Source organism: Acuticoccus sediminis, from assembly GCF_003258595.1.
In the GTDB taxonomy this organism is placed as follows: domain Bacteria; phylum Pseudomonadota; class Alphaproteobacteria; order Rhizobiales; family Amorphaceae; genus Acuticoccus; species Acuticoccus sediminis.
Window position 1 is genome coordinate 805,900 of sequence record NZ_QHHQ01000001.1, and the last position, 24,161, is coordinate 830,060.

Genomic DNA, 24,161 nt, shown 5'->3' on the forward strand with positions numbered 1-24,161 from the left:
ATCCTCGACCTTCTCCGGGATACCGCCGGTGCCGGGATGTCCTTTCCCCCGTGCCGGGCAGCGGCCGCGATGCGGCGCCGCGCGCCGGGGCGGTCGGCCGGGCCCTAAGCGTTTCGTTTTCCTGTTATCCGTGACGCAATTTTGGCGCGATTGGGGATAAGCGCGCGAGCGACGACGTGCGCGCAGACGCTTGTTGACTCCGTGCCGGCGGCATCGGCGGTCTTGCAATATCGTCCGACGGCAGCGCCGGGAAACCGGACACGACTAGGATCGCAGGTCCGACAGACGCGAGCACGATGGAGAAGGCTGTCTATGGCGCGTTCCGGCAGTGACCGGCCGACGGAGACCGGTGGCGACGGCGGAACCGTACGCGGCCCCGCCTCGTCGCGCCGCGAGGCCGGAACGCGGCACGTCTTCGCCCTGAATGCCGTCGGCGGCCTCTTCGTCGTCCTCACCTTCATCGCGATCTGTCTCTGGTCGATCCTCGCGGCCGAGGAGGAGCTGAAGCAGACCGCCGAGCTGGCGGCGCAACGCTGGGCCCAGGCCGCCATCGTGGACAGCGACGCGCTCGATCACCTGCTGGCCGGCGATGGCGCCACGCCGGCGGACGAGGTCTACCTCAACACCATCGCCCGGACCGCCGACGTCCTGTCGTTCCGGATCTACAACGCCGAAGGCGAGCCCGTCTTTTCGTACACGCCCGACGACAACGACGGCCTCGCCGAGCATGCCCCCGCCGAATCCGACACCGCCGCGCGGGTCGAGATCATTCGACGCGGCGACGCGCCGGGACCCACCCCGATCGCCCGCGTCTGGATTCCGTTCGGGACCGTCGCCGACCCCGCCGGCTCGGTCATCGTGACGACGGACCAGAGCCCGAACGCCGCGATCTACCGGGAAGAGCTGCTCGGCACCCTCGCCATCACCGGCCTCCTCGTCTTGATCGCCCTCGCGAACTGCTTCGGTGTCGCCTTCCTGCTGCGCCGGAAGAAGATCAGCGACGAACGGATCTTCAATCTCGTCCACCGGGACAGTCTCACCGGGCTTTCGAGCCGGAAGAACTTCCAGGACACGATGAGCCGGTGCTTCCCTGCCGAGGGGGGCGGTAGCCACGCCGTCGCCCTGCATCTCGTCGACGTCGACGGGTTCAAGTCCGTCAACGACACGCTCGGCCATCCGGTCGGCGACAGGCTGCTGCAATCGGTGGCGACGCAGCTCCTGTCCAGCGTGGGCGAGAACGACGTCGTCGCCCGCCTTGGCGGCGACGAATTCGCCGTCCTCCAGCGTCATGCCGATACTCCGGGGAAGGCGGAGACCCTGGCGGAACGGATCGTCGAGAGCGTCCGCCTGATCCACAAGGGGACCGGCAGCACGGGACACGTCACCGTGTCGGTCGGTACCGCCCTCGCCCCGGTCCATGCGGACAACCTCGACGACCTGACGCGCTTTGCGGACATCGCGCTCTATCGCGCGAAGAACGACGGGCGCGACCGCAGCATCCTCTTCGCCCCGGGCATGGAGGACGAGCTGAACGCCCGCATTCTCCTGCGCACCATCGTGCGGGACGCGGTCGAGACCGGGGCCTTCGAGCTCCACTACCAGCCGATCTGCAGCACCGGGGACCGCACGATCCTCGGCTTCGAGGCGCTCGCCCGGCTGCCGGATCCGTCCGGCCAGCGCACCATCCCGCCGTCCGATTTCATCCCCGTGGCGGAGACGATGGGGCTGATGCCGCGCCTCGGGGCGCTGCTGCTCAACGACGCCTGCCGCACCGCCGTGACCTGGCCGGCCCACCTGACGCTCGCCGTCAACCTCTCGCCCCAGCAGTTCGGCGACAACATCGTCGGGACGGTGGCCGATGCGCTCGCCACGTCCGGACTGTCCCCGCACCGACTGGAGCTCGAGGTCACCGAATCCCTGCTCTTTGCGAACGAGGACGTCGCCATGCAGCAGCTCAACGCCCTCAAGGCGCTCGGCGTGCGCATCGCGATGGACGACTTTGGCACGGGGTATTCGAGCCTGAGCTATCTCTGGCGGTTCCCGTTCGACAAGCTGAAGGTCGACCGCTCCTTCATCGCCTCCCTCGACGCGGCGGACAGCGTGGGCGTCGTGCTGCGCACGATCAGCGCGATGAGCGACGCCATGGCGCTGACGGTCGTCGCCGAGGGGGTCGAGACCGAGGCTCAGCACGCCTTCGCGAAGAACGCGGGTTACGACGCGGTGCAGGGCTATCTCTGCGGCCGCCCCATGCCGCGCGACGACATCCCCGCCTTCCTCGCCCGGCGTTGCTGCTGAGCCGCCGGCCGGCTCGGGCCAGCCGAGCCATCCCCCCGCCGCGCGATCGCCGGCCGCGCATTTGTCTGGGGGACGGGGAGCGGATACTAATTCGGCTGGTCCATGCGAGCGATGGCAGCCATGTCGCTGAACGATGATCCGACCTTCTGGGCGTCCGCCCGAAAGCACCTCACGCGCTACGGCGGCTCGTTCGAGCCGATGATCGTGGAGCGCGCCGCGGGCTCCTACGTCTACGATGCGGACGGCCGCGGCATCCTCGACTTCACCTCGGGCCAGATGAGCGCCGTCCTCGGTCATACGCATCCGGACATCGTCGCCACCGTCGAGAGGCAGATGGGCGCGGTGGCGCACCTCTTCAGCGGCATGCTGTCCCGCCCGGTGGTCGAGCTCGCGACCCGGCTCGCCGAGCTGGCGCCCGGCCTCGACCGCGTCCAGCTCCTGACGACCGGCGCGGAGTCCAACGAGGCGGCCATCCGCATGGCGAAGCTCGTCACCGGCGGCCACGAGGTGGTCGCCTTCGCGCAGAGCTGGCACGGGATGACCGGCGCCGCCGCGTCCGCCACCTACAGCGCCGGCCGGCGCGGCTATGGCCCGGCCGCGGCAGGCTCCCTCGTCATCCCGGCGCCGAACTCCTACCGTCCGCGCTTCGCCCATGCCGACGGGTCGAACGACTGGCAGACGGAGCTCGACGACGCGTTCGAGCTGATCGACCGGCAGTCCACCGGCAGCCTCGCCGCCTTCATCGCCGAGCCGATCCTGTCGAGTGGCGGCATCCTCGAGCTGCCGCCGGGCTACCTCGCGGCGCTGAAGCGCAAGTGCGAGGAGCGCGGCATGCTGCTGATCCTCGACGAGGCGCAGACCGGCGTCGGCCGCACCGGCAACGTCTTCGCCTTCCAGCGGGACGGCGTGACGCCCGACATCATGACGCTGTCGAAGACCCTCGGGGCGGGCCTTCCGCTCGCTGCGGTCATGACGACGGAGGCGATCGAGCAGGAGGCGTTCGAGCGCGGCTACCTCTTCTACACGACGCACGCGTCGGACCCGCTGCCCGCGGCGGTCGGCGTCACGGTGCTCGACGTGGTCGAGCGCGACGGCCTCGTGGCCCAGGCCGCCAGCCGCGGCGAGCGGCTGCGCTCCGGCCTCCACGCCCTGCAGCAGCGCTACGAGTGCGTCGGCGACGTGCGCGGGCGGGGACTGCTCCTCGGGCTGGAGATCGTGACGGACCGGCAGACCAAGGCCCCCGGCTTCGAGCTCGGCGCGAAGATCATGGAGGAGGCCATGCGGCGCGGTCTCAACATGAACATCGTCAAGCTCGCCGGGATGGGAGGCGTCTTCCGCATCGCCCCGCCGCTTACCGTGTCCGAGGAGGAGATCGACCTCGGCCTCGAGATCATGTCCGACGCGATCGCGGCCGTCGGCCACGCCTGAGCTGCGCGACCAGCCGCCCGCGAAGCACGCCGCGTCAGCGGACCGCGTCCGCCGGCCTGGCCCTTTGGTCCAACGTTCGTGACTGGCAAATCATGTTAGTCTCGGGTGATGAAGGCAGCGGTCGAACACGCCAACGAGATCGGCATGGTGCTCGACGGTCTCGCGACCGGTCGTGATGCCCCGGTCGCTGCGTCGTGGCGCCGCTGTGTCGAGACCTACGGCATGGACCCGGCGCGCGACGAGCCCGCCCACATCGTCACCGAGACCGAGCTGCGGGAGCATCGCCAGCAGGCCGAGCACCTGATCGCCACCGCCCGATCGGGCCTCCAGTCCCTGTTCCGCCAGGTTGCCGGGCAGAACTACGTCCTGCTGCTGGCGGACGCGAAGGGCGTTTGTGTCGACTATTTCGGCGACCCCGTGTTCGAGGGGGAGCTGCGACGCTCCGGCCTCTACCTCGGCTCCAACTGGGCGGAGGATCTCGCCGGGACATGCGGCGTCGGCGCCTGCATCGTCACCGGGCAGCCGATCACCATCCACCAGAGCGACCATTTCGGCCTCGCCCACACGCCGCTCTCCTGCACCTCGGCGCCGATCTACGACACGATCGGCCAGCTCGCCGCCGTCCTCGACATCTCGCTGCTGCGCTCGCCGCAACCGAAGTCCAGCCAGAACCTCGCCATGAGCCTCGTCACCGCGTCGGCACGGCGGGTCGAGATGGCGAACCTCATGGCCCGCAGCCGGCGCGAATGGGTGTTGCGCCTGTCCATGAGTCCGGAATTCCTCGACGTCGATCCGGAGGCGGCGATCACCCTCGACGGGTCGGGGCGGATCACCGGCTACACCCATGGCGCCGGCGCCCTCGTCGGCACAGGCGACGGCGGCGGGGTCATCGGCCGCCGGATCGACACCGTGATGAGCGTCTCCATCGACGACCTGCCGGACCTGATGCGCGACCGCCCGACCGAGGAGCGGGTGCTGGAGCTGAACGACGGCCGCCGGCTGTTCGGCCACGCCATCGCCCCGCAGGTCACCCGGTCGGCGCCGCGCCCCCCGGTCCACGCGAGGCCGAGCGCGTTCGCCGCCCTCGCCGGTCCCGATCAGGCGCTCGACGCGCTGCTGGCCCAGGCCGAGCGGCTCGCCGCCACCGACGTCGCGATCCTGATCGCCGGGGAGACCGGTGTCGGCAAGGAGCGGCTGGCCCGCGCGCTCCACACCGTGGGCCGGGTCGGCGGGCGGTTCGTCTCGCTGGCGGCGGGCGGCCTCTCGGTGGGCGACCTGAGGGCGACGGTCGCCGCCGTGGGCGAGGCGCGGGCGACGCTCTTCCTGCGCGCGGTCGAGGACCTCTCGCCGGAGGTGCGCACCGCGCTCCCCGCGGTGCTCGACGCGCACCCGAACCTGCGCCCGGTCTCCTCCACGCGGCTCGACCCCTCGGCCCTGCGCGGCGAAGGCGGGCTGAAGCCGGAGCTCTGGTTCCGCCTCGCGCAGACGACGCTGCGGCTGCCGCCGCTTCGGTTGCGGGCGGACTTCGACTGGCTGGTCGACCGCCTGTTGCGGTTCCGCACGGCAGACAGCCCGCGTCTCACCCCGGCCGCGCGCGACGCGCTCAAGGGCCGCGCCTGGGGCGGGAACATCCGCGAGCTCGCGGCCGCGCTCGACGTCGCCGTCGCCCTGTCGGACGGGGGCGTGATCGACGTGACGGACCTACCGGCGGACCCGGAGCACGCGGCGGCGCTCGAGGAGGATCTCGAGGCGATGCTCGACGCCTGCGGCTGGAACATGGCCGAGGCCGCTCGCCGCCTCGGCGTCAACCGCTCCACCGTCCTGCGGCGCATGCGGAGGGCCGGTCTCGCCGACTGAGCGCAACGTCCGTTGCGCGGCGTTGCGCGCGCAACGCCAATTGTGGCGACGGCGCGAGATCGTACATTTTCGCATACGTGACCCTCGCGGGTCGCAGCCCTTCCCGTCATCCTCCCGCCAGCAACAACACGAATGGGAGGCAAGCCGTGCTCGACACAACGCTCACCGGCAAGGTGCAGAAGGTCCTCGACACCTTCGGCGACGCGCTCGCCGCGCGCGATATCGACAAGGTCGCGCAGATGTTCGCCGAGGTCTCGTACTGGCGCGACCTTCTGGCGTTCACCTGGAACATCAGGACGGTGGAGGGCCGGAAGGGTATCGCCGAGATGCTGCGCGCCCAACTCGACGCCGTCGACCCGACCTCCTTCCAGGTCCAGGCGGGCGAGACCCCCACCGAGGACGGCGGCGTCACCACCGCGTGGATCACCTTCGAGACGAAGGCCGGCCGGGGCTGGGGGCTCATCCGCCTGAAGGACGGCCTCATCTGGACGATCCTGACGGCGCTGCAGGAGCTGAAGGGCTTCGAGGAGAAGAAGGGCAGCGCCCGCCCGCTCGGCGCAAAGCACGGCGCCGCGAAGAACCGGGCGACTTGGAAGGAGGAGCGCGACACCGAAGCGAAGTCGCTCGGCTACGAGACGCAGCCCTACTGCCTGATCGTCGGCGGCGGGCAGGGCGGCATCGCGCTCGGCGCGCGCCTGCGCCAGCTCGGCGTGCCGACCATCATCATCGAGAAGAACGAGCGTCCGGGCGATTCCTGGCGCCGCCGCTACAAATCCCTCTGCCTGCACGACCCGGTCTGGTACGACCACCTGCCGTACATCAAGTTCCCGGACAACTGGCCGGTCTTCGCGCCGAAGGACAAGATCGGCGACTGGCTGGAGATGTACACGAAGGTCATGGAGCTGAACTACTGGACGAAGACGACCTGCAAGTCGGCGTCCTACGACGAGGCGAGCGGCACCTGGACCGTCGTCGTCGACCGCGACGGCGAGGAGGTGACGCTGCGGCCCAGACAGCTCGTCCTCGCCACCGGCATGTCGGGCAAGGCCAACAAGCCGAAGTTTCCAGGCATGGAGACGTTCAAGGGCGTCATCCAGCACTCCTCCGAGCATGAGGGGCCTGACGCGTGGACGGGCAGGAAGTGCGTCGTCATCGGCTCCAACAATTCCGCCCACGACATCTGCGCCGCGCTCTGGGAGAACGGGGCGGACGTCACCATGGTGCAGCGCTCGTCGACCCACATCGTGCGGTCCGACACGCTGATGGATATCGGCCTCGGGGCGCTCTACTCGGAGAAGGCCGTCGCCTCCGGCATGACGACCGAGAAGGCGGACATGATCTTCGCCTCGATCCCCTACAGGATCATGCACGAGTTCCAGATCCCGCTCTACCAGCAGATGAAGGAGCGTGACGCCGACTTCTACGAGGGCCTGGAAAAGGCCGGGTTCGACCTCGACTGGGGCGACGACGGCTCGGGCCTCTTCATGAAGTACCTGCGCCGCGGCTCGGGCTACTACATCGACGTCGGCGCCTCCCAGCTCATCATCGACGGCAAGGTGAAGCTGGTGAAGGGACAGGTGAAGGAGTTCGTCGAGGACGGCGTCGTGCTGGACGACGGCACGAAGCTCCCCGCCGATCTCGTGGTACTCGCGACCGGCTACGGGTCGATGAACGGCTGGGCCGCCGACCTCATCAGCCGCGAGGTGGCGGACAAGGTGGGCAAATGCTGGGGCCTCGGCTCCGACACGACCAAGGACCCCGGCCCCTGGGAGGGGGAGCAGCGCAACATGTGGAAGCCGACCCAGCAGCACGGCCTCTGGTTCCACGGCGGCAACCTGCACCAGTCGCGGCACTACTCCCTCTACCTCGCGCTTCAGCTCAAGGCCCGGATGGAGGGGCTCGACACCCCCGTCTACGGTCTCCAGGAGGTCCACCACAAAGGCTGACGTCCCGTCGCGCGCGCCGCGGCCCATCCGGCGTCGGCCTCACGCGGGGACGGCGCCGGCCCGCGGACCCGCGCGCGGGAGGGCGCCGCAGGCCCGGCGGTCCGCCCCTGGCGGGCCGCCGGGGCGTCCGTTGGGGCGCTTGCTGGTGGCGGTCCGGCGTGGAGCGTCGTCCAAACGTCAAGAACCCTTCATCGAACCGTCTTGCGTGGGCGCTACCGAGCGCACCAACGTCCACGACCAAGAGGTCACCATGCTTCGCCTCTCCGTTGCGCTCATCGCGCTCATGACCGCACCCGCGCTCGCGCAGGATGCCGACATCATCGGCCAGCAGTTCCCCGCCAAGCTCGTCGGCCATGCCGTGATCGAGGCGAACACCATCATCCCGGCTCCGGCCGACGCTCCGGCCGACGCGCAGATCTCCGGCAAGTTCACCGGCGGTGCTGCCCGCGTCGACGAGCCGGCCTCCATCCCCGGCAACGTCGGCTCCTATCACGGCAACCGCGCCACCGGCCTGTCGCTGCCGTTCGAGGGCCAGCCGGTCCAGGGCTTCTCGGGCTTCGCGATGAACCGCCTCGACGACGGCTCCATCATCGCCCTCACCGACAACGGCTTCGGCTCCAAGCTGAACTCGCCCGACGCGCTGCTCTTCTTCCACAAGATCAACCCGGACTTCGAGACCGGTGAGGTCGCCCGCGAGACGGTCTTCCTGAAGGACCCGAACAAGGTCGTGCCGTTCCGCATCGCCTACGAGGGCACCGCCGAGCGCTACCTCACGGGCTCCGACTTCGACCTCGAGTCCATCCAGCTCGTCGGCGACACGCTCTGGATCGGCGAGGAGTTCGGCCCCTACCTCATCGAGGCCAGCCTCGACGGCGTCGTGAAGGGCGTCTACCCGACGATGCTCGCCGGCGAAGAGATCAGGAGCCCCGACCACCCGGCCCTGAAGATCCCGGCGACCGCCGGCAAGGACTACCGTTCGCAGCGCTCCGGCGGCTACGAGGGCATGGCGCTCCAGCCCGGCACCGGCCTCCTCTGGGCGATGCTCGAGAAGCCGATCTACGAGGCGGACGGCTCGACCGGCAACGCTCTCACCGTCATGGCCTTCGACCCCGAGACCAGGGCGTGGATCGGCGACGTCTTCAAGTTCCCGCTCGCCGAGGGCGCGACCGCCATCGGCGACTTCAACTTCATCGACGAGAAGCGCGCCATGGTCATCGAGCGTGACAACGGCGAAGGCGACCCGTCCCTGAAGTGCGAAGGCGAGGCGACCCCGGAGTGCTTCCCGAACCCGGCGATGGTGAAGCGCATCGTCCTCATCGACACCTCCGACCTCCACGAGGACGGCACGGTTCGCCGGATCGGCTACATCGACCTGATGAACATCGCCGATCCGGACGGCGTCGCCCGCCTCGAGACCGACGCGAAGCGTGACCTGACGGGCCTCTACACCTTCCCGTTCTTCACCATCGAGGACGTCATGAAGGTCGACGACACGCACATCATCGTCGCCAACGACAACAACCTGCCGTTCTCCGCCGGCCGCAAGCTGACCGAGGCCGCGGCGAACGAGTTCATCCTCCTCGAGGTGCCCGGGCTCCTCTCGGCCGAGTAAGGACAACGCGCCGGGCCGGCCATGCGCCGGCCCGGTCGTTCCGGGCCCCTCGGCCCGCTCCGTCCCGGTCCGCCTCTGACGGTCGTGCTACCCGGCCAGCGCCGTCAGGACGCATTCGGGGGTCGCCGGCGCGTCGAGCGGGCGCCAGCCGCCGGCTGCCGCCGCGACCGCCGCGGCCACCGCCTGATGCGCCGAGATCGCCAGCATGAAGGGCGGTTCGCCCACCGCCTTGGAGCGGCGGATCGCCAGCTCCCGGTTCTCCCCCGGCCCCCAGATCCCGGCCCGGAAGTCGATCGGGCGGTCGGACGCACACGGGATCTTGTACGTCGACGGCGCGTGCGTCGTCAGCCGCCCGTCCTTCGACCACACCAGCTCCTCCGTCAGCAGCCAGCCGCAGCCCTGGATGTAGCCGCCCTCGATCTGCCCCAGGTCGACCGCCGGGTTCAGCGAACGGCCGCAGTCGTGAAGGATGTCCGCACGCAGGAGCCGCGTCTCGCCCGTCAGCGTGTCGATGGCCGCCTCTGTCACCGCCGCGCCATAGGCGAAGTAGTAGAACGGCCGGCCCTTCGCGCTCTCGCGGTCCCAGTGGATCTTCGGCGTCGCGTAGTAGCCCGTCGAGGACAGCGAGACGCGCGCCATGTACGCGTCCCGCACCAGCGTGCCGAAGCCGTGGCGCGTGCCGCCCACCGTGACGGTCCCGCCCTCGAACCGCGCGGCGCCGGGCTCGACCCCCGCCCGTTCCGCCGCGAAGGCGACGAGGCGCGCCTTGATCCGGTCGCAGGCGTCCTGCACCGCCATCGCGTTCATGTCGGCGCCGGACGAGGCCGCCGTCGCCGAGGTGTTGGGCACCTTGTCGGTCCGCGTCGCGGTGATCTTCACGTCCTCGAGCGGCACCCCGAACGCGTCCGCCGCGACCTGCGCCACCTTGATGTAGACGCCCTGTCCCATCTCGATGCCGCCGTGATTGATCATCACGGAGCCGTCCTTGTAGACGTGCACCAGCGCGCCGGCCTGGTTGAGGAAGGTCGTGGTGAAAGAGATGCCGAACTTCACCGGCGTCAGCGCGATCCCCCGCTTCAGCACCGGCGACGTCTCGTTCCACTCCGCGATCTCTGCCCGCCGGCGCACGTAGTCCGACCGCGCCACGAGGTCGTCGATGATCGGCGCTGCGACGGCGTCCTCCACCTCCATCCCGTAGTGCGTCATCCGCTCCGCCGCCGGGGCGGATGCGCGGTAGAGGTTGGCCCGCCGCACCTGCAGCGGATCGACGCCGAGGTCGGCGGCGACATGCTCGATGACGCGCTCGATGCCCACCATCCCCTGCGGTCCGCCGAAGCCGCGATAGGCGGTGTTCGACACCGTGTTGGTGCGCCACCGGTGCGAGACGACGTCCAGCGCGGGGATGAAGTAGGCGTTGTCGGCGTGGAACATCGCCCGGTCGCAGATGGCGCGCGACAGGTCCAGCGACCAGCCGCAGCGGGCGTGCTGCACGAACGATACGCCGTGGAGCCGGCCCGTCTCGTCGAACCCGGCCTCGTAGTCGATGATGAAGTCGTGCCGCTTGCCGGTCATGACGAAGTCGTCGTCCCGGTCGAGGCGGACCTTGGCGGGGCGCCCGGTCACGCGGGCCGCAAGCGCCGCGACCGCCGCGCAGAGGTTGCCTTGGGTCTCCTTGCCGCCGAACCCGCCGCCGAGGCGCCGGACCTCCACCGTGACCGCGTTGTTCGGCGTCCCCAGCACGCGCGCCACCACCTCCTGGCATTCGGACGGGTGCTGGTTGGACGAGACGACGTGCATGTCGTCGTCCTCGCCGGGAGTGGCGACGGCGATCTGGCTCTCCAGCGCGAAATGCTCCTGCCCGCCGATCTTCATCCGCCCGGAGATGCGCCGCGGGGCGGCGGCGATCGCGGCCGCCGCGTCGCCCTGGCTCATGCGGTAGCTCTCGTCCACCTTGTCCGCGTCGGCGGCGATGGCGTCCTCGATGCTGACGATCGGCGTTGCGGGCGTGGCGTCGATCACCGCGAGCTTTGCCGCCGCGCGCGCGGCCCGGCGTGACGTCGCGACCACCGCGAACAGAGCCTGGCCCTCGAGCACCACCTCGGCCGCGCCGCCCATGAGGGCCAGCATGATCTCGTCGTGCTTCACGGGGCCGACGTTGTTCTCGCCCGGCACGTCGTCGCCGGTCAGCACCGTGACGACCCCCGGCGCAGCCCGGACGGGCGAAAGGTCCGCCGTCAGCCGGCCCCGCGCGAACGTCGCGATGCCGATGTGGACGTGGAGGAGGGCGGCGGGCTCCGGTATGTCGTCGGCGTAGATGGCGCGGCCGGTGACGTGCTTGTCACCGGAATCGTGCCGGATCGGGCGATGCACCACGCCGGTCGCACCCGCGATCTCGACGGGCTCGTCGGGCATCAGCCGCCCTTCGGCGGCGCGCGGCAGAGCGTCCTCGGTCATCGGTCGGCCCCTTCCTCCAGCCGCCAGCTTACATGTTTCGGGCCAATGTCCCGATGGGCCACACCGTCGCCGGCCTCCGGACGCTAGGCACCCGTCCCGGCCGCAATCGGAGCAGCGGGGGCGATGGTGGCGACCACCGGGACGTGGTCGGACGCCTTCTCCCAGCCGCGCGCCTCGGTGAGGACGCTGGTCGTCACCCGGTCCGCCACGTGCGGCGAGGCCCAGACGTGGTCGAGCCGCCGCCCCCGGTTGTTCCCCGGCCAGACCGGATTGCGGTAGCTCCACCAGGTGTAGATCTTCTCGGGCTCCGGCCGGTCGCGGCGGACGACGTCGACCCACCCCTGCTCGGCGCGGATCCGCTCCAGCGCCTCGGTCTCCACCGGCGTGTGGCTCACCACCTTGAGGAGCTGCCTGTGCGACCAGACGTCGTCCGGGTACGGGGCGACGTTGAAGTCCCCCGTCAGCAACGCCGGCTCGGCGACGGCGGATCGGCCCCAGGTGAGCATCTCCTCCAGGAAGGCGAGCTTGTGGGCGAACTTCGCGTTGATCGCCGGGTCGGGCTCGTCGCCACCGGCGGGGATGTAGAGCGAGTGGAGGCGGATCGGCCCGCCGAAGTCCACCACCGCCGAGACGTGGCGCGGATGGTCGATCCCCCCGATGACGTCCGCCTTCACGTCGAGGATCGGCACCTTGGAGAGGATCGCCACGCCGTGGTGCCCGCCGACGCCGTTGAGCGCGGTGTACTTGTAGCCGCGCCGGCGGATCGGCTTCATCGGGAACTGCCCGTCGGAGCAGCGTGTCTCCTGCAGCAGGATCACGTCCGGCTTCGCCTTGCGCACCACCTTGCCGAACAGGTCGACCCGGGCCCGGATCGAGTTGATGTTCCAGGTGACGACCGTCAGCGGCGTCGTCGCGTCACCGGCATCGGCCGGCGCGTCCCCGGGGACCGGCACTTCGCTCATCGACTGGCTCACGATGCGTCCACCGCGTCGGCGAGCGCCAGCACCCGGCGGGCGGCCTCGGCATGCAGGCGCTCGACCATGCGCCCGTCGAGCGTCGCGACCGAGCGGCCCTCGCGCTCGGCGGCGTCCATCGCCTCGACGATGGCGCGCGCCTTGGCGACCTCCTCCGCGGAGGGGGCGAAGACGGAGTTGACCGGGCCGATCTGCGCCGGGTGGATGACGGTCTTGCCAACCATGCCGAGCGCGCGGCCGGCCCTGGCCTCGGCCACCAGCCCCGCCTCGTTGCGGAAGTCGTTCATCACCCCGTCGATCACGTCGCACCCCGTCGCGCGGCCGGCGAGGACGATGGCCTGCAGCGCGAACGCCAGGTTGGCGCGCTCCGGACCCGGTTCGCATCCAAGCTCCAGCGCCAGGTCGTTGGTGCCGACGATCAGCGCGACGTCGCCCGTCGCTTTGGCGGCGCGCGCGATGGGCAGCGCGTTCCAGATCCCCTCCGCCGCCTCCATCATCGGCCAGACGGTGCCGACCACTGCGCCGAGGCGGGTGACGTCCTCGACCGTCTTCACCTTCGGCAGCACCACCGGGACGCCGAGGGAGGTGCCGAGCGCGGCGTCCTCGGCGTGCCACGGCGTGTCCGCTCCGTTGACGCGGAGCGCGACTTCCTTGACGGGCTTCAGCGTCTCGACCGCCTGACGCGCCGCGTCGCGGGCGGCCACCTTCCGGTCGGGCGCCACGGCGTCCTCCAGGTCGACGATGACGGCGTCGGCGGGAAGCTCCGTCGCCTTGGCCAGCGCGCGGGCGTTATCGGCCGGAATGTAGAGGATGGTTCGGCGCAGCTTCGGCATTTTTCTCTCCGACCGCGAAACGTATTGAACTCCCTGCTATCGTCCCGCCGACACATCGAGCAAGAGGACGACAATGTTGGGTAAGACGGTGGTGGCCATCTCATCCACGGTGATGCGTGGCGCGGTGGGTCTCCGCCCGATCACGTTCGCGCTCGAACGACGCGGGCTGACCGTGTGGCCGGTGCCGACGGTGATGCTCCCGTGGCACCCCGGAATCGGCCCGTCGACGAAGACGCCGAACCCGGATCTCCCGGGCCATCTCGCCGACCTCGGCACCCGCGCGAACGAGATCGACGCCATCCTGACGGGCTACTACGCGCTTCCCGAGCACGTCGAGGCGACGGCGGCCTTCATCGACACCGTGCGGCGGACGCGGCCGGACATCCCGGTCCTGATCGACCCCGTGACCGGGGACGAGGCCGGGCGATACGTCCCGGACGCCGTCGCCACAGCGGTGCGCGAGGAGCTGGTGCCGCGGGCCGACATCATCACCCCGAACGTCAACGAGCTTGTGGACCTCGGCGGCAGCCCCGACCTCGTCCGGGCGGCCGAGGCGCTCGGCGCGCGGCAGGTGATCGTGACCTCGGCGGTGCAGGAAGACGGGCAGATCGGTACGCTGCTTCTGGAGAACGGCAATGCGACGCTGGTGATGCACGACGAGATGGACCCGTGCCCGAAGGGCACAGGCGACCTCTTCAGCGCCGTCTACCTCGCGTCCTCGATGGAGAATGCACCCGCCGATGCCGTGCGCGACGCGGCCGCGGCGACCTTCGCGGCGGTGCGCGCCTCGACCAACGACCTGTTGGCGTACGCCGCGGTGGTCGACGACATCGCCAATCCGGACAGGTCGAGCGTGACCGTCAAGGCGGCCGCCGACACGGCCCTGCGCCGCGCGGGATGATCGTCATGTCCGATTTTGTCTATGGTGTTGATGGTTGCCGAAATGGTTGGGCTGTCGTCTCGATACGAGCGGATGGCCACCCCGATGCAGGGATTTCCTTTCACGCAGATCTCTCCGATCTGGTTGATAGCGGTTCGGTGATTGCGATCGACATGCCGATGGGATTGCCAGACCGGATCGCTGGCCCGGGCCGTGCCGCCGAACAAGCAGTCCGCCCTCTCCTGGGACTGCGTAAGTCATCCGTGTTCTCGATGCCGGGACGTGCCGCGATATTCGCGGACGACTATCGCACGGCGTGCGATCTGGCACTTGCTGCATCTGACCCACCGAGGAAGGTGAGCCGTCAGGGGTTCGCATTGTTTCCTGCCATCAGGCGTCTGGACGCGCTGCTGACACCAGACAATCAGAATCGGATTTTCGAAACCCACGCCGAAGTCGCGTTCTGGCGGCTCAACGGGGAGGCGCCGATGCCGACGGCCAAGCGCGTCAAGAACGTGCCGACGCGCGAGGGGCTCGCCGAGCGGATCGCGCTGCTGGAGCGGCACGGCATCGACCCGGCGCTGTTCGACCGGCGCCCGCCGGGCATGCCGCTGGTCGACGCGGTGGACGCGGCCGCGATCGCGCTCATCGCCCGGCGCTGCGCGCGCGGAGAGGCGACGCCCTTCCCCGACCCGCCGGCGGTGGACGGTCGCGGCCTCAGGGTCGCGATCTGGGCCTGACGCGCCGGTGTGTTGTCCGGCCGCCCGTCAGCCGTGCGCGCCGACCACGGTGCAGAGCTCGTCCACCAGCGAGTGGATGAGCGCGGCGTCGTCGCCCTCAGCCATGATGCGGATGAGCGGCTCGGTGCCGGAGGGGCGGATGACGAGGCGCCCGGTCTCGCCGAGGCGCGCCTTCGCGGCGTCGATGGCGTCGATCACCGGCATCGCCTCCAGCGGCTTGCCGCCCTTGAAGCGCACGTTCTTGAGGATCTGCGGCACAGGCTCGAACCGGTGGCAGACCTCGGACACGCGCCGCCCGCTCTCCACGACCACCGCCATCAGCTCCAGCGCGGCGAGCAGGCCGTCGCCGGTGGTGGTGTAGTCGGTCAGGATGATGTGGCCGGACTGCTCGCCGCCGATGTTGAAGCCGCCCTCGCGCATCCGCTCGGCGACGTAGCGGTCGCCGACCTTGGTGCGCTCCATGGCGATGCCGCAGCTGTCGAAGTAGCGCTGCAGGCCGAGGTTGGACATGACCGTCGTGACCACGGTCCCCTTGGCGAGGCGGCCCGCCTCCTGCCACGACCGCGCGATCACCGCGAGGAGCTGGTCGCCGTCGACCACGTCGCCCTTCTCGTCGATGATGATCACCCGGTCGGCGTCTCCGTCGAGCGCGATGCCGATGTCCGCCCGGACCTCGCGCACCTTGGCGCGGATCGCCTCGAGCGAGGTGGAACCGCAGTCGCGGTTGATGTTGGTGCCGTTCGGATTGACGCCGATCGCCACCACCTCGGCGCCGAGCTCCCAGAGCAGGTCCGGCGCGACGCGGTAGGCGGCCCCGTTGGCGCAGTCGACCACGATGCGCAGCCCGTCGAGCGACTGGTGCCGCGGGAAGGTGCGCTTGGCGAACTCGACGTACCGGTCGCGCACGCCGTCGAGGCGGGTGGCGCGTCCGACGTCGCCGTTGCGCGCGAGCCTGGAGGACATGTCGGAGTCCATCAGCGCCTCGATCTCGGCCTCCACGCTGTCGGAGAGCTTGAAGCCGTCGGAGCCGAAGATCTTGATGCCGTTGTCGGCATAGCCGTTGTGCGATGCGGAAATGACGACGCCGATGTCCGCCCGCAGCGAGCGGGTGAGCATCGCCACCGCCGGCGTCGGGATCGGGCCGAGCATGAAGACGTCCGCGCCGACGGCGGTGAAGCCCGCGCACAGCGCCGTCTCCAGCATGTAGCCGGAGAGACGCGTGTCCTTGCCGATGACGATCCGCTGGCTGCCCTCGCGGGTGGCGAGGACGATGCCGGTGGCCATGCCGACGCGCATGGCGATGTCCGGCGTCATGTTGGCGCCGTTGGCAGGACCGCGGATGCCGTCGGTCCCAAAATACTTGCGTGCCATTTGCTCGACCTTTTGCCGTGTACTCAACGCTCAACCGAAGGGGTTAAATCTGTATAACACCCCCGGGTCAAACGACTCGTCACCCGAATGCAACGCGGTCGATGTGGCCGGCTTCGCGCACGCCGCCGCCAGCCCGCAAGGCACAGCCGGCCGGCGACCCGGCGTCCGTCAGTAGAAGACGAAGCTGCGCATCGAGACCGATGCGATGTCGATCGACTCGTTCATGAAGACGAGCTGGTCCCGATCGTCCGCCGCCCCGGCGACGGCGAGCGCGGGGAGGTAGTGGTCGAGCGACGGGTGCGCGAGCTCGAGGAGGTTCCCCAGCGCCTTGCGGTCGGCCAGCGCGGCACGGTCGCCGGCCTCCAGCCGCTCGGCGAAGCGGGTGTCGAAGTCGAGCGCCCAGTCGTACGGCGCCGCGCCGAAGCGCATCGTGCGCAGGTTGTGCACGATGTTGCCGGAACCGAGGATCAGAACACCCCGGTTGCGCAGCTCCGACAGCGCCCGGCCGATCTCGAGATGGTGCGGCAGGTCCTTCGTCATGTCGATGGAGAGCTGGAACACCGGCACGTCCGCATCGGGGTAGAGGAACTTCAGGACGGTCCAGGCGCCGTGGTCGAGGCCCCAAGTCTCGTCGCCCTCGGCGTGGTGGCTGGCGAGGATCGAGACGACCTCCTTCGCGACGTCCGGCGCGCCGGGCGCAGGATACTGCTGGGCGTAGAGCTCGGCCGGGAAGCGGTAGAAGTCGTGGATGGTCTTCGGGTGCGCGGTGACGTTCACCAGCGTCGAGCCGTTGGTCATCCAGTGGGCCGAGACGACGAGGATCGCCTGCGGGCGCGGCAGCGACCGCCCCAGCTCGGACCAGGTCCGCGAATAGGGCGTGTCCTCGATGGCGTTCATCGGGCTGCCGTGGCCGAGGAAGACGACGGGCATCCGGTCGGACGCCTTGAGGCCGTCCTTCAGGGCCTGAAGCTTGTGGGCGATGCTCATGGCGTTTTCCTTCACGCGTTTCCGGTCGGGTGCGCGGCGTTCGTCCCGGCTTCTCATCCCCGGCGAGGGGCTCCCGGCGCCATCTTAGCCGACACTGCGTCCATTGCTGCGGCCCGATGCACGGACCGCTCGACGCTCCCAGACATGAGGCTTGCCGTTTGGGAATGAAATGGAGGATATGGCGAATGACTTTCGCCATATTGTACTGAAAGTGGCGCCATGGACATCATCGACGGTCTGCGGGCGTTCGTCGCCACGGCCGAGACCGGCTCGTTCACCGGCGCGGCGGAGCGGCTGGGCGTCTCCAACAGGCTGACGTCGAAATATGTCGCCGAGCTGGAAAGGCGCCTCGGCGCGCGGCTCCTTCAGCGCACGACCCGGCGCGTCGGGATCACCTCGGCGGGCGAGACGCTGCTCGCCCGGGCGCCCGCGCTCCTCGACGAGCTCGACGACATGCTCGGCGCGGTCAGCGAGGAGAGCCGCGGCTACTCCGGTACCCTGCGGATCTCGGCGCCGGTGACGTTCGGGGAAATCGCGGTGAAGGACCTCCTCGCCCGGTTCGCCGCACCGCACCCCGCACTCACCGTCGACCTGCGCCTCAACGACCGGTACGTCGATCTCGCCGCCGAAGGCATCGACCTCGCCTTCCGCGTCGGCGAGGGCGGGATGCCGTCGCTGAAGCGCCGGAAGCTGGGCGAGATCGTCGGCATCCTCGTCGCCTCGCCCGCCTATCTGGAGGGCCGGGCGGCGCCGGTGGTCCCGGCGGACCTCAGGGACCACGCCACGATCGTCGACACCAACCGGACCGACCCGGCGCGGTGGGTGTTCGTGCGGGACGGGGAGGAGGTCGCCGTCGAGGTCGCGTCGCGCTTCATGGTCAACAGCGCGCAGGTCGCCCGCGATCTCGCGGTCGACGGGTGGGGCATCGCCTTCTGCCCGACGTTCGTGCTGGGCGACGACATCGCGGCGGGCCGGCTGGTGCGCCTCCTGCCGGACTACGCCAGCCCGAACCTGCCGGTGAGCGTGGTCTACCTCGCGGGCCGGACCCTGCCGCGAAAGGTCCGCGCCCTGATCGACTTCGCGCACGCCGAGATGCGGCGATCGATGTTCGGCTGAAGGTCCCGGGAGCCTGCCCGCTTGAACGGTGTGTTTGTGCCCTCTGTGAATTAACGGCGGTGACGGGACGCCGCCGGTCGTACAGGATGGCGCCAACTCGAACACGCCGGGCCGGAACGCGCCCGCAGCCGATCAAGGGAGCCGCACCATGACCGCCTACGTCGTCATCACACGCGAGGTCACCACCAACCCCGACGAGCTCGCCGTCTATCGCCAGAAGGCGCCGGTCGCGCGCGAGGGCCATGCGCTGACGCCGGTCGCGTTCTACGGCGCGCTGCAGGTCCTGGAGGGCTCGCCGATCGAGGGGGCGGTGATCCTCAGCTTCCCGACGGTGGAGGAGGCGCGCGCCTGGTACGACAGCCCCGCCTACCAGGAGGCGCTGGCCCACCGCCAGGCCGGCTGCGAGAGCCGCGCCTTCATCGTCGAAGGCGTCGACGCGAAGTAGCCGGCCCGCCGCCGCCCCGCCGCCGCCGCCCCGCCGCCGCCGCCCCGCCACCGCTGCCGCGCGGCCCGCGGGCCCGACTTCGGGCGGTTCCCTCCGATGGAGCAGGTGCCGCTGGCGCGAGGCCCGTCGGCTCTGCCGGCGGGAGCGCGCGCTTGCCGTCCGCGATGGACCTCGCGCCCGGCGGTCGGCCGCGCGCTTGATGCGCGGGCTGGCGACGCCGTTCGCCGCGGGTGAAGCGGCGAGGGGCGCCGCTGGAGGGCGGACAGCACATCAGCCGCCTAATAAAAAAGCCGCCCGGTGGGCGGCTTTTTCAATCGGTGAACGTCGGGTCAGGACGGCTGCGGCTCCCATCCGCCCTCGTTCGCGGGCGGGCGGGGCTTGTGGGCGCCGGTCGGCGGGACGGTCGAGGCCCGCGGCGGGCTGTCGTCGTCCGCGCTCTCGCGCACGGGGGGCTTGCCCTTCAGCAGGTCGCGGATCTCGTCGCCGGTCAGCGTCTCGTACTCGAGCAGGCCCTTGGCGACGGTGTGAAGGTCGTCGAGGTTCGTCTTGATGACGGCGAGCGCGGTCTCGTAACCCTCGTTGACGAAGCGCTTCACCTCGCGGTCGACCGCCTCCTGCGTCTTCTCGGAGACGTTCTGGTTGCGCGCCACGGAGTGGCCGAGGAACACCTCCTCCTCGTTCTCGCCGTAGAGCAGCGGGCCGAGCTCGTCCGACATGCCGAACTGGGTCGCCATCGCGCGGGCGAGCTTGGTCGCCATCTTGATGTCGCCCGAGGCGCCGGAGGTCACCTTCTCGTGGCCGAAGATCAGCTCCTCGGCGACGCGGCCGCCCATGGCGACTGCAAGGTCCGCCTTGCACTTGGCGCGGCTGAGGGACACGCGGTCCGATTCCGGCAGGCGCATCACCATGCCGAGCGCGCGGCCGCGCGGGATGATGGTCGCCTTGTGGATCGGGTCGGAGGCCGGCATGTGCAGCGCGACGAGGGCGTGGCCCGCCTCGTGGTAGGCGGTCAGCTTCTTCTCGTCCTCGGACATCACGAGGGTGCGGCGCTCGGCACCCATCATGACCTTGTCCTTGGCGTCCTCGAACTCCTGGTGTGTGACGAGGCGCTTGTTGCGGCGGGCCGCCAGCAGCGCAGCCTCGTTGACGAGGTTGGCGAGGTCCGCGCCGGCGAAGCCCGGGGTGCCGCGCGCCAGGACCTTGAGGTTCACGTCCGGCGCCAGCGGCACCTTGCGGACATGGACCTTCAGGATCTTCTCGCGGCCGACGAGGTCGGGGTTCGGGACGACGATCTGGCGGTCGAAGCGGCCCGGACGCAGCAGGGCGGGGTCGAGGACGTCCGGACGGTTGGTCGCGGCGATGAGGATGATGCCCTCGTTCGCCTCGAAGCCGTCCATCTCGACCAGCAGCTGGTTCAGCGTCTGCTCGCGCTCGTCGTTGCCGCCGCCGAGGCCCGCGCCGCGGTGCCGGCCGACGGCGTCGATCTCGTCGATGAAGATGATGCAGGGGGCGTTCTTCTTCGCCTGCTCGAACATGTCACGCACGCGGGACGCGCCGACGCCGACGAACATCTCGACGAAGTCCGAGCCGGAGATCGAGAAGAAGGGCACGTTCGCCTCGCCGGCGATGGCGCGGGCGAGCAGCGTCTTGCCGGTGCCCGGAGGGCCGACGAGCAGAACGCCGCGGGGGATCTTGCCGCCGAGCTTCTGGAACCGGGACGGGTCCTTCAGGAAGTCGACGATCTCCTGCAGGTCTTCCTTGGCCTCGTCGACACCGGCGACGTCCTCGAACAGGACGCGGCCGTGCGCCTCGTTCAGGAGCTTGGCCTTGGACTTGCCGAAGCCCATCGCCTTGCCGGCGCCGCCACCCTGCATCTGCCGCATGAGGAACAGCCAGATGCCGAGGATCAGCAGCATCGGGAACCAGGTGGCGAGGATGCCCCAGATCGAGATGCCGTCGTTCGGCGGCTCGGCCCGGATGGTCACGCCCTGGGAGTCCAGCGTGTCGATGTAGTTGTTGGCGCCTTCGGGGGCGTAGGTCGAGAATCGGCCGCCCGAGTTATAAGTTCCCGTAATATCACGTTGCTGGATCGTCACGGCACGGACGTTGCCCTGCCGCACCTCGGTCAGGAACTGCGAGAACGAGATGTCCGACGTGTTGGTCCGCTGCCCCGGATTCTGGAACAGCTGGAACAACGCGATCAGCAACAGCGCGATCACGACCCAGAGTGCGAAATTGCGGAAATGGTTGCTCATGACATACCTTGATTGGCGCCAACACTGGCGCGCGAGCGGCCCCGCGACCCCTCGATAGATCCAGTCAACATAGGAACTTTGGGCTCGGGTGCCAACTACTTGGTGGTTATGTTACGTGGGGGACGAATGAGCGCACCTCAGCGCTCGGGCCGCACGTTCGCCCCATTTGCTGGCCAGTCCCGCCGCCGAACCGCCATCGTCGGCAACGCAACCACCTGATCGCAAAGATGGATAGCCGGCGTCGTCATGGCCGCTTCCATAAGTACAGCACGCTGAGGACTGTGCCGCCATAACCGCGCGGCCCACTCCCTGCCCGTGCTTCCTGCGGCAGCCACGCGTACCGGGCGCATCCCCGCCGGCACGGTGACGCGGTAGCGGCCGTCGAACACCGCGCTCTCGCCGGGGGCGACGGTCACCGCCTCGATCCCCCGCCGCTCCCGCCACAAAACGATGGAGCCGCCGCGGCTGACGGCGCGGCAGCGGCCGAGCGTGGTGGCCTGCCCGCGCAGGAGCGCGGTCGCGGCGGCGGCGAGGGTTTCGAAACGCGGCGGGAAGTCGAGACCGCCGGCGATCCGCACCGCCTCCGCCAGCGCCCGGAGGCGAACCTCCTCGTGCACGCCCGCCCAGGGGGCGACCGACAGGACGACGGCGCCGACCGGGGTTCGCCGCATCGCCGCCGACAGGAGGTCCGCCACGAGCCCGTCGACGAGGTCGCTCGCCCGCGCGAGGTGGGCGGCGGTGGCCGCGAGCCGCTCCGCCGTCAGGCCGACCCCGGCGAGCGCCGGGGCGAGCTCGCGCATGGCGATGCGGTCGTACGCGGTGTTCTCGTTGGACGGATCGTCGCGCCAGGGGATGCCGCGCTGGCGGAGCGCGTCGCGCAGCTCCTCGCGCCGGGCGGCGAGGAGGGGACGCAGGATGCGGATCCCGTGGTGGGCGGCGTCCGGCCGCATCGCCGCGAGACCGCGCAGGCCGCTCCCCCGCGCGAGCCGCAGCAGCAGCGTCTCGGCCTGGTCGTCGAGGGTGTGACCGGTGGCGATCGCCGCGAGGCCGTGGGCGTTCGCGGCTTCGGCGATCGCCGTGTAGCGGGCCTCGCGGGCCCAGGTCTGAAGGGACCCGACCGGAGGACCGTTCGCCTCGAGCGCGAGGCAGGGGAAGCCGAGCCGCGCGGCGATGTCAGCGACGAAGCGGCACTCCTCCGCCGCCTCGGGGCGAAGGCCGTGGTCGACGGTGAGGACGGTGAAGGTGCGGTAGGGCCGCGCTTCCGCGAGGAGCACGGCGAGCGCGACGGAATCGCCGCCGCCGGAGACGGCAAGGCCGATCGCGCCGTCGACGGAATCGATCAGCGCGAGGTCGAGAAAGGGTGCGGTCGTCGCCGCGATCAAGCGCAGTTGGCGGTGCGGCGCTCGGCCTCGGCCTGGGCGCGCAGGCTGCCGCTGACGTTCGGGTAGGCGCCAAACAGCTCCTCCAGCGAGGAGCAGGCCGCCTCGCGCTCGCCCAGCCCGTTGAGCGCCGTGCCGAGCTTCAGGAGGCTCTCGGGCGCCCGCGCCCCGTTGGGGTCGGTCGTGTAGTTCTCGAGAAACTGGTTTGCGGCGCCGCGGTAGTCGTGCTGTGCCAGCAGGGCCTCGCCGAGCATGAAGCGCGCCTCACCGGCGACGGGGCCGGTGGGGTTGTCGGTCAGGACGGAACGGGCGGCGTCGGCGGCCATAGCGTAGCGGCCGGAGCGCTGCAGGTCACGCACCTGGTCAAGCGCGTTGTTCGACGCCGGCGCGGCATTGCGCGCCGCCGGCGAGGTTTGCGAGGGGCTCGGCGTCGACGAAAGGTCGCCGTTGAGGGCGGACAGGTCGACCGGGCCGGAATAGTTGCCGCCCAGAGACTGGGAGGAGGGGGCCGACTGGGCCGGGAGCTGGCCCAGCGTGCTCGGCGGGGCGCCGGGACCCGTGGTCCCCGGCGCGGGGCGCACGTCCGTCCGCTGTCCGGCGGCGCTGGCGGTCCCGGACTCGATCATCGACTGCAGGCGGCGCACGGTGAAGGTGAGCTCCTCCACCTGGCCGGTCAGCATCCGGACCTGCGTTTCGAGCTGCTGGATCCGCAGCTCCGCGTCGGATTTGCCGGTGCTCTGCTCGCCGCCTTCACCCCCGCCGAAGATTCTCGGCAGGAACCGGTTCTGAACGGCGGTCACCGCGGAATCGGTCGATGGGGTCCAGCGCGGCAATGCGAGCACCGGAGTCGTCAGGGCGACGAGCACGACGGTCAGTACGAGGCGCATGACACTCTCCATCACGGCAATGGGGCGCTTAAACCGGCGCCCCTGCCGTGGGAAACATGGTTAATTGCCCAGAACCGTGACGGCGCGGCGGTTCTGATTCCAACACGACTCGTTGTCGCAGACGGCGACCGGGCGCTCCTTGCCGAAGGCCTGGGTGCGCATACGGTTCGGCGCGACGCCGCGGCCGGCGAGGTAGCGGCGAGCCGCCTCGGCGCGGCGGGCGGACAGCGCGATGTTGTACTCGCGCGTGCCGCGCTCGTCGGCGTGGCCCTCGACGGTGACCTGGTAGCGCGGGTACTTCTGGAGCCACGCGGCCTGCCGGTCGAGCGTGCTCGCGGCGGTCGAGTTGATCTCCGAGGAGTCGACCGTGAAGAACACCCGGTCGCCCACGTTGATGGCGAAGTCTTGCTGCGACCCGGGCGTGGCCGCGCCAGCGCCGGTATTCGTGGGCTTTTGCGCGCAGCCAGCCAGCGCAACAGCGACCAGCATGGCGCAGGCACCTTTGGCCACCCAGCGCCTTGTTCGGAACTCAGTCATTCACGCGACTCCGACGGATGTCATTCACCTGTGGATTACCAAGTAACGGTTAACGCACCCTTGGCATAACGTCTCGCCTTAGAGCGCGAGCGTCGGCGTCGCTATACGCGGGCATCCGGTCGCTCTTCAAGAGTGAATCCGTGTGCAGTCGCTCCCGGGGGCGGT

General features: G+C 70.1%; 18 protein-coding genes. 9 read left to right on the top strand and 9 right to left on the bottom strand.

Features of this window, described 5'->3' with window-relative positions:
* Window positions 1–312: 312 nt before the first annotated feature.
* The 5 genes from DLJ53_RS03465 to DLJ53_RS03485 all read left to right on the top strand — a co-directional run bounded on the left by DLJ53_RS03465 (window position 313) and on the right by DLJ53_RS03485 (window position 9,138).
* Entirely contained in the window at window positions 313–2,295 is a 1,983-nt protein-coding gene (locus tag DLJ53_RS03465; RefSeq protein ID WP_111342363.1) for a putative bifunctional diguanylate cyclase/phosphodiesterase, read from the top strand.
* Between the two features lie 120 nt (window positions 2,296–2,415).
* Window positions 2,416–3,723: an aspartate aminotransferase family protein gene (locus DLJ53_RS03470; RefSeq protein ID WP_111342365.1), complete on the top strand. Its 1,308-nt coding sequence runs from the start codon at window positions 2,416–2,418 to the stop codon at window positions 3,721–3,723.
* A gap of 108 nt (window positions 3,724–3,831) precedes the next feature.
* The gene (locus tag DLJ53_RS03475; protein WP_111342367.1) at window positions 3,832–5,580 is read left to right on the top strand and encodes a sigma-54-dependent Fis family transcriptional regulator; all 1,749 of its coding nucleotides are present in this window, start codon (window positions 3,832–3,834) and stop codon (window positions 5,578–5,580) included.
* A 146-nt stretch (window positions 5,581–5,726) separates the two neighbouring features.
* Complete coding sequence (locus tag DLJ53_RS03480; RefSeq protein ID WP_111342369.1) at window positions 5,727–7,526, top strand: NAD(P)/FAD-dependent oxidoreductase; 1,800 nt, start codon at window positions 5,727–5,729, stop codon at window positions 7,524–7,526.
* 250 nt (window positions 7,527–7,776) lie between these two features.
* Entirely contained in the window at window positions 7,777–9,138 is a 1,362-nt protein-coding gene (locus DLJ53_RS03485; protein WP_111344035.1) for an esterase-like activity of phytase family protein, read from the top strand.
* A gap of 87 nt (window positions 9,139–9,225) precedes the next feature.
* Here the strand turns inward: DLJ53_RS03485 and xdhB are convergent, their stop codons facing one another.
* The 3 genes from xdhB to DLJ53_RS03500 all read right to left on the bottom strand — a co-directional run bounded on the left by xdhB (window position 9,226) and on the right by DLJ53_RS03500 (window position 13,399).
* Window positions 9,226–11,550: a xanthine dehydrogenase molybdopterin binding subunit gene (gene xdhB, locus DLJ53_RS03490; protein ID WP_111344037.1), complete on the bottom strand. Its 2,325-nt coding sequence runs from the start codon at window positions 11,548–11,550 to the stop codon at window positions 9,226–9,228.
* Window positions 11,551–11,675: 125 nt separating this feature from the next.
* Window positions 11,676–12,554: an exodeoxyribonuclease III gene (locus DLJ53_RS03495; RefSeq protein WP_111344039.1), complete on the bottom strand. Its 879-nt coding sequence runs from the start codon at window positions 12,552–12,554 to the stop codon at window positions 11,676–11,678.
* 8 nt (window positions 12,555–12,562) lie between these two features.
* The gene (locus DLJ53_RS03500) at window positions 12,563–13,399 is read right to left on the bottom strand and encodes an HpcH/HpaI aldolase/citrate lyase family protein (protein WP_111342371.1); all 837 of its coding nucleotides are present in this window, start codon (window positions 13,397–13,399) and stop codon (window positions 12,563–12,565) included.
* A gap of 73 nt (window positions 13,400–13,472) precedes the next feature.
* Between DLJ53_RS03500 and DLJ53_RS03505 the strand changes: the two genes are divergently transcribed.
* Both DLJ53_RS03505 and DLJ53_RS03510 read left to right on the top strand, forming a co-directional pair.
* A complete protein-coding gene (locus DLJ53_RS03505) occupies window positions 13,473–14,300 on the top strand; it encodes a bifunctional hydroxymethylpyrimidine kinase/phosphomethylpyrimidine kinase (RefSeq protein ID WP_111342373.1) in 828 nt (275 codons plus the stop codon).
* A 5-nt stretch (window positions 14,301–14,305) separates the two neighbouring features.
* Window positions 14,306–15,019: a DUF429 domain-containing protein gene (locus DLJ53_RS03510; RefSeq protein WP_111344041.1), complete on the top strand. Its 714-nt coding sequence runs from the start codon at window positions 14,306–14,308 to the stop codon at window positions 15,017–15,019.
* 27 nt (window positions 15,020–15,046) lie between these two features.
* On the opposite strand, the gene glmM is transcribed toward DLJ53_RS03510, so the two are convergent.
* Both glmM and ygiD read right to left on the bottom strand, forming a co-directional pair.
* Window positions 15,047–16,390 (bottom strand): phosphoglucosamine mutase, encoded by a 1,344-nt coding sequence (gene glmM, locus DLJ53_RS03515; RefSeq protein WP_111342375.1) that lies wholly within the window; start codon window positions 16,388–16,390, stop codon window positions 15,047–15,049.
* Window positions 16,391–16,558: 168 nt separating this feature from the next.
* The gene (ygiD, locus tag DLJ53_RS03520) at window positions 16,559–17,377 is read right to left on the bottom strand and encodes a 4,5-DOPA-extradiol-dioxygenase (protein ID WP_111342377.1); all 819 of its coding nucleotides are present in this window, start codon (window positions 17,375–17,377) and stop codon (window positions 16,559–16,561) included.
* A gap of 219 nt (window positions 17,378–17,596) precedes the next feature.
* On the opposite strand from ygiD, the gene DLJ53_RS03525 reads away from it, so the two are divergent.
* Entirely contained in the window at window positions 17,597–18,493 is an 897-nt protein-coding gene (locus tag DLJ53_RS03525; protein WP_111342379.1) for a LysR family transcriptional regulator, read from the top strand.
* A gap of 148 nt (window positions 18,494–18,641) precedes the next feature.
* A complete protein-coding gene (locus DLJ53_RS03530; RefSeq protein ID WP_111342381.1) occupies window positions 18,642–18,938 on the top strand; it encodes a DUF1330 domain-containing protein in 297 nt (98 codons plus the stop codon).
* A 329-nt stretch (window positions 18,939–19,267) separates the two neighbouring features.
* Here DLJ53_RS03530 and ftsH read toward each other — a convergent pair whose 3' ends face one another.
* The 4 genes from ftsH to pal all read right to left on the bottom strand — a co-directional run bounded on the left by ftsH (window position 19,268) and on the right by pal (window position 23,996).
* The gene (ftsH, locus tag DLJ53_RS03535; protein ID WP_111342383.1) at window positions 19,268–21,193 is read right to left on the bottom strand and encodes an ATP-dependent zinc metalloprotease FtsH; all 1,926 of its coding nucleotides are present in this window, start codon (window positions 21,191–21,193) and stop codon (window positions 19,268–19,270) included.
* 137 nt (window positions 21,194–21,330) lie between these two features.
* Window positions 21,331–22,575: a tRNA lysidine(34) synthetase TilS gene (gene tilS, locus DLJ53_RS03540; protein WP_162408839.1), complete on the bottom strand. Its 1,245-nt coding sequence runs from the start codon at window positions 22,573–22,575 to the stop codon at window positions 21,331–21,333.
* Entirely contained in the window at window positions 22,572–23,459 is an 888-nt protein-coding gene (locus tag DLJ53_RS03545) for a tetratricopeptide repeat protein (protein WP_162408841.1), read from the bottom strand. Before DLJ53_RS03545 ends, tilS begins: the two co-directional genes overlap by 4 nt.
* 60 nt (window positions 23,460–23,519) lie before the next feature.
* Window positions 23,520–23,996, bottom strand: coding sequence for a peptidoglycan-associated lipoprotein Pal (gene pal, locus DLJ53_RS03550; protein ID WP_111342389.1), 477 nt, complete (start codon window positions 23,994–23,996; stop codon window positions 23,520–23,522).
* Between the last annotated feature and the right edge of the window lie 165 nt (window positions 23,997–24,161).